Consider the following 15413-nt stretch of genomic DNA (forward strand, 5'->3'; position numbering starts at 1 on the left):
AGTGGTGGACTCGGTTCCAACATCAACGGCCAGTACGGTTACCTGACCCTGGATGCCAACGGCAATGGCGTTTACCACGCTTACCCCGACAGCGTGGCAGGCTCTGGAGCGACGGATACCTTCGTCTACACCATCCGCGATGCCGATGGCGATGAAAGCACTGCGACCATCACCATCAACGTGCAGGGCGTTTGCCTGGTGGCGTGCAAGGATGGCGACATTACGGTGTACGAAAATGCCTTGAACACCGGCAGCAATCCGGCGTCGACCGCCGAAACGGCGTCCGGCAGCCTGGTCGGGTCGGTCAGTGGTGGTGTCGGCCCATGGACCTACAGCCTCGTTGGCAACGCCACCGGCCAGTACGGCCATATCCAGGTCAACCCGGATGGCACCTATACCTACAACCTGACGTCCCCTGCCAATACGCCCGGTGCCGAGCAAACGGTCGAGCATTTCACCTACAAGGCCACCGATGCGCTGGGCAATAGCGTGACGAGCACCATCGTCATCACTGTCGTCGACGATGTACCGAAAGCCCACTGCGACACTGTCTCGGTGTACGAAGGTAGCTCGGTGACGGGGAACGTGCTGTGGAATGATGTAGTCGGTGCCGATACCTTGGGCGACGGCAAGTATGTGGTTGGCGTGCGTGCAGGCCACGATACCTCCACCTCGGCCAGTGGTGGAGTGGGGACCAACGTCAATGGCCAATATGGCTACTTGACCCTCGATGCCGATGGCAATGGCGTCTACCACGCCTATTCCAACAGCGTCTCAAAAGCCGGCGCTACTGACACCTTTGTCTACACCATCCGCGACGCCGACGGTGATGAAAGCACCACGACCATCACCATCAACGTACAGGACAAGAACGGGCAGGTGTGCGGGGATGAAGGCGTCCAAACGCTTGGCAATGGCTCGGGTCAAGACAAGAATGGCAACAACAGCCTGGTGTTCGAAAGCCAGGTCAAGGCTTTGGATCGCAGTGCGTTCATCACTACGCCTGGCGTCATGACCGCTGCACTGGTGGTGCTTGGCTACCTGGGCCCGGTTGGCAATGCTAACGCCGAAGATGTGTTTACCGTCAGCTTGCGCAAGGGCGAAACCTTGAAGCTGGACCATGACCGCCCGGACGGCAACTTGACCATGGAATGGAAGGATGCCGGCGGCAGCTACCAGCCTGTTGCCGACGGCGGCAGCTTTACTGCCAGCCATGACGGGGTTTACAGCATCCACCTGGTCAACCCATCCAACGCGTCTGGCAACAGCAAGGCGGCCGAAAATTACAAGCTGAGCCTGGTGGTCGACTATGCCAATGCTGAAAACGGGGCCCAGCACAGCGGATACACGATGAGCGAGCACCACGGCAGTGGTGCCAGCGGTACGCTCGACCTCACCTACCAGGGCAACGCGACGCACAATGGGTCGTCAGCCAACGATGTGTTGTTGGCCGGGGAGGGCAACAACACCCTGAACGGCAACAACGGGCACGATGTGCTGGTGGGCGGGGCAGGCAATGACAGTCTGTACGGAGGTAATGGCGATGACCTGTTGATCGGCGGCGCGGGCAATGACGTGCTCGATGGCGGCAATGGTATCGACACCGCCAGCTATGCCAGCGCTACCGGACCGATCACTGTGAACCTGAGCATGGATGGTGCCCAGAACACAGGTGGGGCTGGGGTCGATACCCTGGCGCGTATCGAGAACCTGATTGGCTCGGACTATGGCGATACGCTGATCGGCAGCAGCGGTGACAATGTGCTGGATGGAGGTTTGGGCAACGATATGCTCAACGGGGGCAGTGGCCAAGACACCCTCATCGGCGGCCCAGGCAACGACACGGTGACGGGCGGCATTGGCAACGACACCTTCGTCTGGCACAAGGGCGACGCAGGCCACGATACGGTCACCGACTTCACGCCGGGCAGTGACCATCTCGACCTGTCGCAGTTGTTGCAGGGCGAGCATGCTACTGCGGCGTCACTGGATGACTACTTGCACTTCAAGGTCAGTGGTACGGGCACGAATGTGGTTTCAACCATCGAAGTCAGCAGTGTGGCGGGGGCGCCACCCACCCAGACCATCGATTTGGCGGGGGTGGATCTGGCCCAGCATTATGGCGTGACAGCGGGGGCGGGCGGCGTGATTTCGGCGGGGCCGGACACAGCGACAATCATCAATGGCATGCTCAATGATCATTCGCTGAAGGTGGATACCGTGTGAAATGACTGGCGTGGTCGGATTGCTGGGGCCGTTTGGGTCCCACAGACAACAGTGCGGTGCTTGGCGGGCGCATTCGCTGTCGGTACGTGCGCGGCGGTAATGACGGGATGGTGGGCTTGGCTGTTTCTCGTGGGAGCGGCCTTGCGTCGCGAAAGGGAGCGCGCAGCGGTCCTCGGGAGCCAGCCACGCAGTCCTCAACCAGGCCGGCGCAGGGTCTTCTGTTTGAGGATGTACACGCTGACCAACACCGCGCTGGTCAGCATGAAAGCGCGTGCCCAGAACAGCGGTACCAGGTAACAGGACAGGCTGATGCTCGCCCACATCAAGCCGATCGCATAGACCTTGCCCTTGAGCGGAATGCCTTCGCCGCTCAGGTAATCTCGAATCCACGGCCCCAGCGTAGGATGGTTGATCAGCCAGTCGTGAAAGCGCGGCGAACTACGGGCGAAGCAGGCTGCTGCCAGCAGGAGGAACGGGGTGGTGGGCAGCACCGGGAGGAAGATCCCCAACACCCCGAGCGCAACGCTGAGCCAGCCAATGGCCAGCAGCAGGTAGCGCATGACCGACTCAGTGGTGGCGTGGCTTGAGCAGTGCCGGCTTCTCGTCAGGTGCGTGCAGCAGCAGGAACAATGCACTCAGCGCCTCGGGAATCTGCACGATCATGTCGTCCTGCAGGTTGGCGTTACTGGCAATGTCGCTGAACTCGGGCTGCTCGTCGAACAGGCCAGAGCCGACCATGATCGGCAGCAGCATCTCGCTGACTTCTTCTTCGGCGTTTTCGAACCAGGCTTCCTCGCGCAGGAAGACGCCTTCCATGAACCCGATGCACCAGCCACGCAGGTCGGAGTCATCCGGCTCATCGGTCAGGTCCAGGTCGCACGGCAGGTCGAACTCTTCGTCGCTGGCCAACTGGCGGGCGATGTGGGCCTTGAGTGCCACCAGGGTCGCCTCGATCTCGGTGCGCTGGGCATCGCTGGCGTAATGGGGCTCTTCGGCGAACAGCGCGTCGATCCATTCGCGCTCGGGCACTTCTTCCGAGCAGATCGACAGCGCGGTCAGGTAGCCATGGGCGGCGACGTAGTCCAGCGCTTCTTCGTGCAGCTCATCGGCGTCGAGGAAGGCTTGCAGGCGGGTCAGTTGCTCGGCGAAGGACATTACAGGGCTACCTTGGGGAATAAACGATAGTGAATTCTAGCACCTTGCAGCGGCGACGGTGCAAAGGGAACGTCTGTCACCAGGGCACCCTGTGCCACGATGCACTGCGGTATACTCCGCGATTTTTCATCCAGGGGCGGGTTTTCCCGGTCATCTGGCAAAAGCCGCTTACGCATTTGCTGTGTGCGCAGCGGGTTTTTCGTCCAGCCTGTGTCCAGGATGGTACGGCGATTGGTGGAGTTGCACATGCTCGAACAGGCTCAGCGCGTTCTCAAGGATATCTTCGGCTACGACAGTTTCCGCGGGCGTCAGGCCGCGATCATCGAATGCGTGGCCAAAGGTGGCGATGCCTTGGTGCTGATGCCCACCGGTGGCGGCAAGTCGCTGTGTTTCCAGGTGCCCGGATTGCTGCGCACGGGCTTGACTGTGGTGGTGTCGCCCCTGATCGCGCTGATGGACGATCAGGTCGCTACTCTCGATGAGCTGGGCGTTGCGGCCGCCGCGCTGAATTCGACCTTGAGCCCCGAGCAGCAGCGCGACCTGGCCGGGCGTTTGCGCCGCGGCGAAGTGAAGATGCTCTACCTGGCGCCTGAACGTCTGGTACAGCCGCGCATGCTGGAGTTCCTGCGAGGCCGGGACATCGCCCTGTTCGCCATCGACGAGGCCCATTGCGTTTCGCAGTGGGGCCATGACTTCCGCCCTGAATACCTGCAACTGGGCCAGTTGGCCGAATTGTTCCCGCATGTACCGCGCATTGCGCTGACGGCCACCGCCGACATGCGCACCCGGGAGGAAATCGTCCAGCGCCTGCACCTGCAGGGGGCTGAACGTTTCCTGTCGAGTTTCGACCGGCCGAACATCTTCTACCGTATCGTCCCTAAGGAGGCGCCGCGCAAGCAGCTGATGGCATTCCTGGGCGAGCGTCGTGGCAACGCTGGCATCGTCTACTGCCTGTCGCGCAAGAAGGTCGACGAAACCGCTGCCTTCCTGTGTGAGCAGGGCTTCCCGGCGCTGCCGTATCACGCCGGCCTGGCTGCCGAGACACGGGCAGCCAACCAGCACCGCTTCCTCAACGAGGAAGGGTTGATCATGGTCGCCACCATTGCTTTCGGCATGGGCATCGATAAGCCCAACGTGCGTTTCGTGGCTCACCTGGACCTGCCAAAGTCGCTTGAAGCCTACTACCAGGAAACCGGCCGCGCCGGCCGTGACGGGTTGCCGTCCGACGCCTGGATGGCGTACGGCCTGCAGGACATGGTGATGCTCAAGCAGATGCTGCAGAACTCCGAGGGCGACGAACGCCACAAGCGCATCGAGCAGCACAAGCTCGACGCGATGCTGGCCCTGTGTGAAGAAACCCGCTGCCGGCGTCAGGCCCTGCTGGCTTATTTCGATGAAATCCTCGAGCAGCCATGTGGCCATTGCGACAACTGCGTCGACCAGGTTCAGACCTGGGATGCCACGGAACCGGCGCGCCAGGCGCTGTCGACGGTATTTCGCACAGGTCAGCGCTACGGTGTCGGTCATCTGGTGGATGTCTTGCTGGGCAAGGACACCGAAAAGGTGCGCAACTTCGGCCACGAGAAACTTTCGGTGTTCGGGGTAGGCAAGGCGCTGGCCGAGGCCGAGTGGCGTTCGCTGTTCCGTCAACTGGTCGCACGCGGGTTGGTGGACATCGACCTAGAGGGTTATGGCGGTTTGCGTCTGTCCGACAGCTGCAGGCCCCTGCTGCGCGGCGAAGTGACCTTGCAGTTGCGCCGCGACCTCAAGCCCCAGACGGTGGCCAAGACGTCCTCCAGCGCTGGCAGCCCTGCCAGCCAACTGGTGCGCGCCGAGGAGCGCGAGCTGTGGGAAGCGCTGCGCACGTTGCGGCGCAAGCTGGCCGAGGAGCACAGCGTGCCACCTTATGTCATCTTTCCCGACTCGACGCTGCTGGAGATGCTGCGCAGCCAGCCTGCCAGCCTCAGCGACATGGCCCAGGTCAGCGGCGTCGGTGCGCGTAAACTGGAGCGCTACGGCCAGGCCTTCCTCGAGGTGCTCAATGGCGCGGGCGGCACGGCTGAGGCGCCGAAGGTGGTGCTCGACTTGCGCCACGAACTGGTCAGCCTGGCCCGTGCCGGCATGACACCTGCGCAAATCGCCGGCCAGCTCAACTGCAGCGAGAAGAACGTCTATAGCCTCCTGGCCGAAGCGCTGGGTCGTCAGGAACTGAGCCTGGAGCAGGCCCTGGATCTTCCCGAAGACCTGCTCATGGAAGTTCAGGACGCCTTTCTCGACGGTGAGGGCGAGTTGCCTCCGGTGTCTGCGATTGCGCCAATGTTCGGGGCGCGGGTGCCGGAGGGGGTGCTCTATTGCGTCCGGGCGGCGCTGGCGGCGGAGTTCGAACTCTGATCGCAGGCATTTCGCCCAACGGCTGACCTTTGTCATGCTTTTTGACGATAATCGGACGTTTCCGCGCGGCGCAGCCTTGCTTGATGGCAGCGAGCATGGTTAGCTGGCTAATAATTAGTTCTAGTCAATGAGTTGCTTATGCCCCTGACCGACAACCAACACCGTTTTGGCATGCAGCTGGCCCAGATGTCCCGGGGTTGGCGTGCTGAACTGGACCGCCGCCTGGCCGGGCTCAACTTGTCCCAGGCTCGGTGGCTGGTGTTGCTGCATCTGGCGCGTTTCGACGAAGCTCCCACCCAGCGTGAGCTGGCCCAGAGTGTCGGGGTCGAAGGGCCGACCTTGGCGCGTCTGCTCGATAGTCTGGAAAGCCAGGGGCTGGTGCGCCGTCAGGCGGTGATGGAGGACCGGCGTGCGAAGAAGATTCTGCTGTGCCCACCGGCCAAACCGCTGATCGACCAGATCGAAACCATCGCCAATGCCTTGCGCCAGGAGCTGTTCACCGGGGTGGAGGAAGCGGACCTGGAAGTGTGCATGCGCGTGCATGCGAAGATTCTGGCGAACCTCGAAAAGTCCTGACCCCTAGGTAAATGCAGGCGCCGGCTTGCTGGCGATTGGGCTGCAGCGCGGCCCTGGCGCGTCAGAAGGTATGCCCCAGGTTCAGATACACCGCCTTCTGATGCGCATCGTTCGCCCCGTAACTCAAATTCAGCGGCCCCAGCGGCGTCTCCAGCCCCAGGAAGATGCTCGCCGCATTGATGTAGCCACTGTCGAATTCATTGTCGTTGTTCCAGGCTCGGCCACGCTCCAGCGAGCCGCCGATGTACAGCGGGAAATCCAACGGCACATAGGCCCTGGGCGTCAGGCGACGGTAGTAGACCATGCGCAGGAGGCTGATGTTCTGCCCTGACACCGAGTCCTGCCGAAAGCCCGAGAGCTGTCGCGCACCACCGATGACGAAACTCGAGGTGACCACTTCGGCGTCATCCAGCGTGCGCCCGTAGCGGCCGCCCAGCACCCAGGTATTCGGCCCGCTGCTCATGGCTTTGTCCAAGTTGAACTGCCATTGCCTGTAGTCCTGGTCCGAATCCAGCGAGGCATCATACTTGCGCAAGGTCAGGCCAATATCTTCGCCGTGGTGAGGGAAGTACACATTGTCGAGTGTGTCGAACGAGTACTTCAGTTCATAGAAGCCCTCGTTGAAGCTGACCTTGGGCAGGTCCTGGTCGCCGACGCGCACGTCAGCTTCGCCCCAGGCCTTGCCCACGCCCAGGCGCACTTCGCCATTGGTGCTGATCTGACGGCCGACATTCAGGCCGAAACCATAACGTTCGAGGCGGTATTCAGCGATGGGGTCGTTGTCCAGCGTCGCCTCGATGTTCTGCGAGCCGAAGTCCAGGTACGGCGCCACGAAGTAACGTGAACCCACGTCCAGCGGTTGGTAGAACTCACTGTAAAGCTCCTGCAGGTCGCCGATCTGTGCGCGGGTCAGCCATTCGGCACCCAGGCTGTTGATACCGTTGACCCGATAGCTGGCGCCCAGGTTGAAGGCACTGTCGCCACGCAGGTCATCCGACAGGTTAAGGCCCAGGCGCAGGTAGTCGGTGCCGCTACGTTTCCCGCGGGCGTTGATCACCAGGGTATTATCGTCGCCCTTGTGCACCACGCGGTACTGCACCCGGTCGAAGTAGTCCAGGCCATACAAGGTGCCCATGTCGGTTTGCAGACGGTCCAGCTCCAGAGGCGCGCCGATCGGCTGGCGGATGTAGGAACGAATGACCTCGTCGCTGACCTTGGCGTCGTTCTCTATCCGAATCCGGGTAATGACCGGCGTGCGCTGGCGGGGCGAGCGGGCCGCGGCCAGGCCTGCATCGCCGTCGGGCTGGCGTAGGCTGGCCAGGCGCGAATCGAGCAGGCGGGTGGCGCGGTAGCCCGCGTCGATCATGTCATGGGCGCGGCCGAAGTCGGTGACGCCATAGGCAGCCAGCGGCGGCTGGATCAGGATGTCGTCGCGGTGCAGGCTGGCCAGTTGCTCCTCGGAATTGCGCCGGGTCATCAGGGTGATCGACTGGTTGAGCACATCGACCACCGTGGCCAGCTGTTTGCGGTCACGTAGTGGAGTACCGATGTCCACGACGATGGCCAGGTCCACGCCCATGTCGCGGGCCACATCCACGGGGATGTTGTCGACCATGCCGCCGTCCACCAGCAGGCGTCCGTCCAGCTCGACAGGCGCGAACACCGCGGGTATCGACATGCTGGCACGGATCACCTGGGGCAGATGGCCACGGCGGAACACCACTTTCTCGCCGCTGGCGATGTCGGTGGCCACGGCGCGGAAAGGGATCGGCAGTTTGTCGAAGTCGCGGGTGTCGGCAGTGTGGGCCAGTTTGCTTTCCAGCAGCAGGGACAGGTTCTGGCCCTGGATCACGCCCAAGGGCAGGCCGATGCTACCGTCGTCGCGAAAGCTCAGTTTCTGTTTGACCAGAAAGTCGCGGTCGTCCTGTTTGCGGCGAAACGGCACGTCCTTGCGCGGTGGGGCGTCGGACAACGCCTGTTGCCAGTCGAGTGTGGTGGCCAGTTTCTCCAGCTCCTGAACGCTGTAGCCCGAGGCATACAAACCGCCGATCACCGCGCCCATGCTGGTGCCGGCAATGGCATCGATGCGTACACCCTGTTCCTCCAGGGCCTTGAGTACGCCAATGTGAGCCAGGCCACGGGCGGCGCCACCGGAGAGCACCAGGCCAACCTTGGGCCTGGCTTGCTCGGTGGCGAGGGCGGTAACGGAGGTGAGCATCAGCAAAAGGCAGAACAGCAGGCGGCGCATCGTGAGTCTCAAATACTGGCGTAAAGACCGCTAGTATAAGCGGCCCCTTACCTGGAGATGCCTCGCCATGGCCAACAGCAAACCGGAAATCGTTATCAACTATTGCACACAGTGCCAGTGGCTGCTGCGCGCCGCCTGGTTGGCCCAGGAGCTGCTCACTACGTTTTCCGACGACCTGGGGCGGGTGGCGTTGGAGCCGGGTACCGGTGGGGTGTTCCGGATCACCTGCGATGGCGTGCAGATCTGGGAGCGCAAGGCCGATGGTGGCTTCCCCGAGGCCAAGGTGCTCAAGCAGCGGGTCAGGGATCAGATCGACCCGCAGCGTGACCTGGGCCACAACGATCGTTGATCAAGTGCTTTCGGCCAGTGGCCGCTGCCTTGCCGGCTGTTGCGCAGCGAGGCGGCTGGACAGCACGATGGCGAAGATGATCAGTGCGCCGCCTAGCAACATGCGGGGTGTGGGTGTTTCGGCGAAGATCGCCCAGGCCACGGCGATGCCATAGACCGGCTCCATGCCGAACACCACGGCAGCGGTGCGCGCCTTGATCACTGCCAGGCTTGCGACGAACAGGCTGTGGGCGACGCCTGTGCAGAAGATGCCGAGCAGGGCGATCCATAGCCAGTCCATCGGTGCCACGGCAGCCAGGCCTGGCAGTGCCACCGGTAGCAGGCACAGGGTGACCACCAGGTTTTGCCACAAGGCCGCCTGGACCGCTGGCAAGCGCCCCGAGCCGGCCCGATTGGTCAGTGACAGCAGCGAGAACAGCAAGCCCGACAGCAAAGCCCAAAGCAGGCCCCCGGTGGCCTCGCTGGCAAGGTCGAACGATGGGGTGACCAGCACCAGTCCGATACTCACTAAAAGCACCAGTAGCGTTTCGTTGCGGCGGATACGTTCGTGAAACAGCAGGCCTTCGAGTATCACGGTGAACGCCGGGAAGCTGGCGAAGCCCAGTGTCGCGATGGCCACGCCCCCGACCTTGACCGCGATGAAGAAGCTTACCCAGTGGCCAGCCAGCAAAACGCCGCCGAGCAGCAGGCGGCGGATGTCCTGGCCTTTGAGCGAGTACCAGCCCTGGCGGGCAAGGCTGGCGAACAGGGCGAGGGCGAGCACGGCAAAGGCGGCGCGACCGAACACGATGATCGCCGGGCTGGCGCTGGCAGCGAGCTTGCCGAATACGCCAGTCAGACCGAAGAACAGCGCGCCAATGTGTAGGGCGCCGAGGGCGGTGCGGTGGTTCATGATGGTCCTTGAGCAATTGAAAAGTCAGCCCCGGCCCTATCGCTGGCGAGCGGGGTCCTACTGGTGACGTGCAGTCCTTGTAGGCATTGGAACAGGTTCAGTGTAAGACGCCAGACTCTCGCTAGTCTGTCGCGACCCTCGCGTCATTTGTCGCCAGGCTCTCGCCGCAAGGCCAGGGGCGTGCACCCGAACATCCGCAGCACGGCTGCCGAAAACGCGCTTTGCGAGCCGTAGCCAACCCGCGCCGCGATTTCGCCCACCGCGAGCGAACTCTGCTTGAGTAATTGCCGCGCCATGAGCAACCGGCGCTGGCGAATGTAGTCCATCGGTGTCATGCCGCATTCGGCGATGAAGCGTGCGTGCAGCCGGGCGCTGGACAGCCCGGCCAGGCGCGCCAAGTCGGCGACCTGCAGCGGATAGGCCGCGTGCTGCTCGATGTGCGCGTCGAAGGCCGCATAAGGTAGTCGGTGGCTGGGTGCGATGGCCGCTGCCGCCGTGGGGTTGAGGCTGGCCAACAGCAGCACCGCGCCCTGCCGGGCAATGAGCGGATCGTCTACCGGGCTGTTGGCCAGCCAGTCCACCAGTTGCTGCTGGCGGGCATCGAGGTTCCGCGCGCCGGGATTGTCCAGCAGGCGCCGGCTGGCATCGGCGTGTTCACCGAGCTGCTCGTGCAACCAATGATCCCCGGGTACATCCAGCACCAGGCAATGGCTGCCGGCATCGCTGCCGCAGGCATGGTGGGCACCGGCAGGTACCACCATCAGGCCTTGGCGGTCGATTCGCGCGCCATGCCCCTGGACCTCGAAATCAAGACGGCCGCGCAGGCCGAACACCAATTGTGGGTGCTCGTGGCTATGGGCGATCAGGTCGTGCCGGTAATGGCGCAGGGAAAGAATGCGGCCGACGGTCATGGGTGGTCCTCGCGGGGCAGGGTTTCATTGTGCCTGATTCACGTCGCACCATCACTCGTCATGCCGTTGCCACCAACCTGTCATCTGCGCCTGCCAGTCTCCAGCAAACAGCGCCGGAGCCAGCCCCATGACCCCTGTCGAACTCTCTCGCCCGTCGCGTAAACAGCGCGTTCGCACGTTGTGGATCTCCGATGTCCACCTGGGCACCCGGGACTGCCAGGCCGAGCACTTGTCGCAGTTTCTCAAGGGCTACCAGGCTGACAAGGTCTATCTGGTCGGCGACATCATCGATGGCTGGAAGCTTCGTGCAGGCATCTATTGGCCGCAAGCGCACACCAACGTCATTCGCCGGCTGCTGACCATGAGCAAGCGCGGTACCGAAGTGGTCTACGTGACCGGCAACCACGACGAATTTCTGCGCCGCTACTCCAAACTGTTGCTGGGCAATATCCAGCTGGTGGACGAGGCTGAGCACCTGACGGCGGATGGTCGGCGACTGCTGGTGATTCATGGCGATCAGTTCGATGTCATCACGCGTTACCACCGTTGGCTGGCCTTCCTGGGTGACCGCGCGTACGAAACCACCCTGGTGCTCAACCGCTGGCTCAATCACTGGCGGGCGCGATACGGCTATGGTTACTGGTCGCTGTCGGCGTACCTCAAGCACAAGGTCAAGGGGGCGGTGAACTTCATCAGCGATTTCGAGGATGCGATCGCCCACGAATGCACGCGGCGCGGTTTTCACGGGGTAGTGTGCGGGCATATCCACCATGCCGAGATCCGCAAGGTGGGAGAGGTGGAGTACCTCAACTGTGGGGACTGGGTCGAGTCGTGTACAGCGCTGATCGAGCACTGGGACGGCAGCATTACGCTGTATCGGCTGGCCGAGGCGCAGCAGAACGCCCGCATGGCGGTGTCGCGCGAGCCAGCGTGAGTGGCAGCCGATCGCCGACGAGCCGGCTCCAGCAGGTGCGTCGGGGTATGGCCTGGAGTTCTAGAAGGTGATCCGGCCTAGAAGGATGTCGCGGAACATCACGAAGTCGCCGATCAGGCTGTAGAAGGGGTGGCTGAAGGTCGCCGGCCGATTGTGCTCGAAGAAAAAATGCCCGACCCAGGCAAAGCCGTAGCCCGCCACGGGTACCGCCAACAACAGCAACCATTTGCCGCTGCCGATGGTATACGCCAGCAAGGCGATCACCAGGCTGGTGCCGACAAAGTGCAGGCGCCGGCAGGTGGGGTTGCTGTGCTCGCCCAGGTAGTAGGGGTAGAACTCGGCAAAACTGCGAAACTGCGCTGTGCTGGTCATGGCTATGCTTCCAGGATTAACACTTCTTGACAGGATACACGGCGTGGAGCCTGAATCGAGTCTAGAGTGATTGGCGGGGCCGGCCAGTGACAATAGGCGCCATTTGAGTATCCTTGGAGTTCACCGCACGAAGCGGTCAGCATAAGAAGCCTGTCATGAGTGAACGAACCACGTCAGCCAGCTGGGCATCAGGGATTGTGAAGGCACTTGAGCTGGAAGGGCTCGATTGTCAGGCCATGTTCAAGCAGCTCGGACTGGATTTTGCCGCCCTGGACGACCCTGACGCACGCTTTCCTCAAGATTCCATGACCCGACTCTGGCAGCTGGCCGTGGAGCTGTCCGGCAATGAAGCCATTGGCCTGAACATGGCGCGGGTCGTGCGCCCGGCTTCATTTCACGTGGTGGGCTATGCGCTGATGTCCAGTCGCACCCTGGCCGAGGGCTTCCAGCGACTGGTGCGTTACCAGCGAATCATCGCCGAGAGTTCCGACTTGAGCTTCGTCCTCGGGCCCGAGGGCTATTCACTGATTCTTACCGTACACGGTGACCACCTGCCTCCGACCCGGCACAGCGCCGAAGCGTCGCTGGCGTGCGCCCTGGCGCTGTGCAAGTGGCTCAGCGGGCGGCCAATCCAGCCGCGACGGGTATTGATCCAGGGGCCGCAGCCAAAAGATGTCGAGCCGTACAAGGTGGCGTTCCATTCACCGCTGGTGTTCGGCGCGCCCCATGATGCGCTGGTGTTCGAACGCGCCGACATGGAAGCGCCCCTGCCGACAGCCAATGAAGCGATGGCGGTGCTGCATGATCGCTTCGCCGGCGAATACCTCGCGCGCTTCTCGGAGAGCCGGGTGACGCACCGTGTGCGCCAGGTGCTATGCCGCATCCTGCCGCAGGGGGAACCCAAGCGTGAAACCCTTGCCCAGGCCCTGCACCTGTCGCAGCGCACCTTGCAGCGGCGGCTGCAGGAGGAGGGCACCAGTTTCCAGACCTTGCTTGACGACACTCGCCGCGAGCTGGCCGAACAGTACTTGGCACAGCCGGGCATGACGTTGTTGGAAACTGCCTATCTGCTGGGCTTTGCCGACCCCAGCAACTTTTACCGGGCATTTCGCCGTTGGTTCGACACCACGCCGAGCGAGTATCGCGCCCGGCTAGGAGCGGAAGGCGAACCTTTCAGTGACGCCAGAACGCCGGCATACACAACACCAGCACCGTAATGATTTCCAGGCGCCCCAGCAGCATGCCGCCGGCCAGGATCCACTTGGCTGCATCCGGCAGCGAGGCATAGTTGCCGGACGGGCCGATCACCTCGCCCAGGCCAGGCCCCACGCCGGATACGGTGCCCGCTGCACCGGTCAGTGCGGTCATCCAGTCCACTCCCAGCAGCGACAGCAACAGGGCCATGACGCAAATGGTGATGGCGAAGAAGAACGAGAACGTCAGGATCGAGCGCACGATTTCTTCGTCAAGGCGGTGGCCGTTGTACTTCTGCTTGATCACCGCACGCGGGTGGATCAACTGATTGAGGTTGGCCTTGAGCAGGATGTAGGCAACCTGGAAGCGGAAGATCTTGATGCCGCCGGCCGTCGAACCGGAGCAGCCGCCGACGAAGCCCAGGTAGAAGAACAGCATCAGCGAGAAATTACCCCACAGGCTGTAGTCGCCCAAGGCAAAGCCGGTGGTGGTAACCACCGAGGTCACGTTCAGCGCCACATGGCGCAGGGCATCCAGCCAGTGCAGGTTGGTGGTGGCCCAGTACCAGGTGCCCAGCACCAGCCAGGTGACTAGCAGCATTCCCAGCAGTCCTTGGACTTGCTGGTCGCGGATCAACGCTTTGCGGTTGCCGCGCAGGGTAGCGACGTAGAGGGTGAAGGGCAGACTGCCGAGGATCATCACCACCACCGCCACCCAGTGCACGGCCGGAATATCCCACTTGGCCAGGGACTGGTCAGAGGTCGAGAACCCGCCGGTGGAGATGGCCGACATGGCATGGTTGATCGCGTCGAACGGGCTCATGCCGGCCCACCAGAATGCCAGGCCGCCCAGCACCGAGAAGCCGACGTACACCATGACGATCGACTTGGCCACCATGTGCGAACGCGGCATTACCTTTTCGGAGCGGTCCGAAGACTCGGTCTGGAACAGGCGCATGCCCCCGATGCGCAGCAGCGGCAGGATCGCCACTGCCATGGCGATGAAGCCGATGCCGCCGAGCCAGTGCAGCATTGAGCGCCACATCAGGATGCCCGGCGACATCGTGTCCAGGCCGCTGAGGACCGTGGCGCCAGTGGCGGTGATGCCGGACATGCTTTCGAAGAAGGCGTCCGTGTAGCTGATGTGCTGGGTCAGCAGGAAGGGCAGGGCTGCAAATACGCACACCACCAGCCAACTGCTGACCGTCAGCAGGTACATGTCGCGCGGGCGCAGGTGCACATGCTCAGGGCGGCCTTGGATGACCATGGCCAGGCCGGCGATGAAGGTAATCAGGCTCGACCACAGGAATGACGGCAGGTCGCCTGTGCGATCGAAAATCACCAGGGTCGCCATGGGGACGACCATGCTGACCGCCAGGGTGATGAGGAAGATGCCGATGATGAAACCAATGATCCTTAAGGTCGGCAACGCCATGTGATCTGCTCTGACTCTGAACGGAAGGGCGCCATTCTACCTATGGGTCTGGTGATGTAAACGCTAGAATGGCCGCACATTTAACTGCCAGGAGGGTAGCCGATGGAGGCTCTCGACGCATTGCTCAACCGTGTTTCCGTGCCACGCCTGACTGATCCGGCGCCCAACGCCGCCCAACGCGAGGCACTGTTCCAGGCCGCGCTGCGCGCCCCGGACCACGGCCAGCTGCGCCCATGGCGCTTCCTGACCATCGAAGGTCAAGGCCGGGACAAGCTGGGCGAACTGTTCGCCGAAGCCTTGCAAATCAAAGGTGACGCCAGCCAGGCGGCCTTGGACAAGGCTCGCGCCATGCCGCTGCGCGCGCCGCTGCTGATCGTGGTCATCGCCAAGCTGCAGGACCATTTCAAGGTGCCCAAGTCCGAGCAGCGGCTGGCGGCCGGATGCGCGGCCCATGGCATCCTGATCGCCGCTCATGCCCAGGGAATCGGTGCGGTGTGGCGCACCGGTGACATGGCCTTCGATGCCCACGTGCACAAAGGGCTGGGGTTGGCCGAGAACGAAGAGTTGGTCGGCTACCTGTATGTCGGTACCCCGATGACCGAGCCGCGTACCGCGCCGGTGCTGGAAACGGCCGACTTCGTCAGTGCCTGGGGTGAGTGAAGTCGGCCTGGCTGGCCCTGTGCAGTGAGACTTCCGGCCTCTTCGCGGGGTTACCCACGACGAGGCCGGGAC

14 protein-coding genes are annotated in these 15413 nt (G+C 62.8%); 7 read left to right on the plus strand and 7 right to left on the minus strand.

Going from position 1 to position 15413, the window contains the following annotated elements; genetic code table 11:
- The coding region (locus H620_RS26150; protein ID WP_155950819.1) for a type I secretion C-terminal target domain-containing protein at positions 1-2226 on the plus strand (2226 nt) is incomplete at its 5' end.
- Positions 2227-2420: 194 nt separating this feature from the next.
- Here the strand turns inward: H620_RS26150 and H620_RS0124655 are convergent.
- Entirely contained in the window at positions 2421-2786 is a 366-nt protein-coding gene (locus H620_RS0124655; protein WP_023381634.1) for a YbaN family protein, read from the minus strand.
- 7 nt (positions 2787-2793) lie between these two features.
- Positions 2794-3381, minus strand: coding sequence for a YecA/YgfB family protein (locus tag H620_RS0124660; RefSeq protein ID WP_023381633.1), 588 nt, complete (start codon positions 3379-3381; stop codon positions 2794-2796).
- Between the two features lie 246 nt (positions 3382-3627).
- Between H620_RS0124660 and recQ the strand changes: the two genes are divergently transcribed.
- Positions 3628-5772: a DNA helicase RecQ gene (gene recQ / locus H620_RS0124665; protein ID WP_027908213.1), complete on the plus strand. Its 2145-nt coding sequence runs from the start codon at positions 3628-3630 to the stop codon at positions 5770-5772.
- A gap of 138 nt (positions 5773-5910) precedes the next feature.
- Positions 5911-6348, plus strand: a complete 438-nt coding sequence (locus H620_RS0124670; protein ID WP_023381631.1) for a MarR family transcriptional regulator — start codon at positions 5911-5913, stop codon at positions 6346-6348.
- Positions 6349-6409: 61 nt separating this feature from the next.
- Here the strand turns inward: H620_RS0124670 and H620_RS0124675 are convergent, their stop codons facing one another.
- The gene (locus H620_RS0124675; RefSeq protein ID WP_023381630.1) at positions 6410-8596 is read right to left on the minus strand and encodes a patatin-like phospholipase family protein; all 2187 of its coding nucleotides are present in this window, start codon (positions 8594-8596) and stop codon (positions 6410-6412) included.
- Between the two features lie 67 nt (positions 8597-8663).
- Here H620_RS0124675 and H620_RS0124680 point away from each other — a divergent pair, with 67 nt between their 5' ends.
- Complete coding sequence (locus tag H620_RS0124680) at positions 8664-8945, plus strand: Rdx family protein (protein WP_023381629.1); 282 nt, start codon at positions 8664-8666, stop codon at positions 8943-8945.
- On the opposite strand, the gene H620_RS0124685 is transcribed toward H620_RS0124680, so the two are convergent.
- Together H620_RS0124685 and H620_RS0124690 are read right to left on the minus strand one after the other, a co-directional pair.
- Positions 8946-9836, minus strand: a complete 891-nt coding sequence (locus H620_RS0124685; RefSeq protein WP_023381628.1) for a DMT family transporter — start codon at positions 9834-9836, stop codon at positions 8946-8948.
- A 143-nt stretch (positions 9837-9979) separates the two neighbouring features.
- Positions 9980-10747, minus strand: coding sequence for a helix-turn-helix transcriptional regulator (locus H620_RS0124690; protein ID WP_027908214.1), 768 nt, complete (start codon positions 10745-10747; stop codon positions 9980-9982).
- A gap of 127 nt (positions 10748-10874) precedes the next feature.
- Here H620_RS0124690 and H620_RS0124695 point away from each other — a divergent pair, with 127 nt between their 5' ends.
- A complete protein-coding gene (locus tag H620_RS0124695) occupies positions 10875-11681 on the plus strand; it encodes a UDP-2,3-diacylglucosamine diphosphatase (protein ID WP_023381626.1) in 807 nt (268 codons plus the stop codon).
- Between the two features lie 60 nt (positions 11682-11741).
- Here H620_RS0124695 and H620_RS0124700 read toward each other — a convergent pair whose 3' ends face one another.
- Positions 11742-12053: an Mpo1-like protein gene (locus H620_RS0124700; protein ID WP_023381625.1), complete on the minus strand. Its 312-nt coding sequence runs from the start codon at positions 12051-12053 to the stop codon at positions 11742-11744.
- A gap of 155 nt (positions 12054-12208) precedes the next feature.
- Between H620_RS0124700 and H620_RS0124705 the strand changes: the two genes are divergently transcribed.
- Positions 12209-13270, plus strand: coding sequence for an AraC family transcriptional regulator (locus tag H620_RS0124705; RefSeq protein ID WP_023381624.1), 1062 nt, complete (start codon positions 12209-12211; stop codon positions 13268-13270).
- Here H620_RS0124705 and H620_RS0124710 read toward each other — a convergent pair.
- A complete protein-coding gene (locus tag H620_RS0124710) occupies positions 13227-14681 on the minus strand; it encodes a TrkH family potassium uptake protein (protein ID WP_023381623.1) in 1455 nt (484 codons plus the stop codon). The two genes, H620_RS0124705 and H620_RS0124710, sit on opposite strands and share 44 nt — an antisense overlap.
- A gap of 102 nt (positions 14682-14783) precedes the next feature.
- On the opposite strand from H620_RS0124710, the gene H620_RS0124715 reads away from it, so the two are divergent.
- Positions 14784-15341 carry an NAD(P)H nitroreductase gene (locus tag H620_RS0124715; RefSeq protein WP_023381622.1) on the plus strand — a complete coding sequence of 186 codons (558 nt, stop codon included), beginning with the start codon at positions 14784-14786 and terminating at the stop codon, positions 15339-15341.
- Positions 15342-15413 lie beyond the last annotated feature (72 nt).

Origin of the sequence: Pseudomonas taiwanensis DSM 21245 (assembly GCF_000425785.1) — a bacterium.
Lineage (GTDB): Bacteria > Pseudomonadota > Gammaproteobacteria > Pseudomonadales > Pseudomonadaceae > Aquipseudomonas > Aquipseudomonas taiwanensis.

What these genes read in the sequence shown, in the direction of transcription:
- H620_RS0124710 (WP_023381623.1), bottom strand. Translation starts at nt 14,681, where the DNA reads ATGGCGTTGCCGACCTTAAGGATCATTGGTTTCATCATCGGCATCTTC.
- H620_RS0124715 (WP_023381622.1), top strand. Translation starts at nt 14,784, where the DNA reads ATGGAGGCTCTCGACGCATTGCTCAACCGTGTTTCCGTGCCACGCCTG.
- H620_RS0124680 (WP_023381629.1), top strand. Translation starts at nt 8,664, where the DNA reads ATGGCCAACAGCAAACCGGAAATCGTTATCAACTATTGCACACAGTGC.
- H620_RS0124670 (WP_023381631.1), top strand. Translation starts at nt 5,911, where the DNA reads ATGCCCCTGACCGACAACCAACACCGTTTTGGCATGCAGCTGGCCCAG.
- H620_RS0124685 (WP_023381628.1), bottom strand. Translation starts at nt 9,836, where the DNA reads ATGAACCACCGCACCGCCCTCGGCGCCCTACACATTGGCGCGCTGTTC.
- H620_RS0124695 (WP_023381626.1), top strand. Translation starts at nt 10,875, where the DNA reads ATGACCCCTGTCGAACTCTCTCGCCCGTCGCGTAAACAGCGCGTTCGC.
- H620_RS0124660 (WP_023381633.1), bottom strand. Translation starts at nt 3,381, where the DNA reads ATGTCCTTCGCCGAGCAACTGACCCGCCTGCAAGCCTTCCTCGACGCC.
- H620_RS0124700 (WP_023381625.1), bottom strand. Translation starts at nt 12,053, where the DNA reads ATGACCAGCACAGCGCAGTTTCGCAGTTTTGCCGAGTTCTACCCCTAC.
- H620_RS0124675 (WP_023381630.1), bottom strand. Translation starts at nt 8,596, where the DNA reads ATGCGCCGCCTGCTGTTCTGCCTTTTGCTGATGCTCACCTCCGTTACC.
- H620_RS0124690 (WP_027908214.1), bottom strand. Translation starts at nt 10,747, where the DNA reads ATGACCGTCGGCCGCATTCTTTCCCTGCGCCATTACCGGCACGACCTG.
- H620_RS0124655 (WP_023381634.1), bottom strand. Translation starts at nt 2,786, where the DNA reads ATGCGCTACCTGCTGCTGGCCATTGGCTGGCTCAGCGTTGCGCTCGGG.
- recQ (WP_027908213.1), top strand. Translation starts at nt 3,628, where the DNA reads ATGCTCGAACAGGCTCAGCGCGTTCTCAAGGATATCTTCGGCTACGAC.
- H620_RS0124705 (WP_023381624.1), top strand. Translation starts at nt 12,209, where the DNA reads ATGAGTGAACGAACCACGTCAGCCAGCTGGGCATCAGGGATTGTGAAG.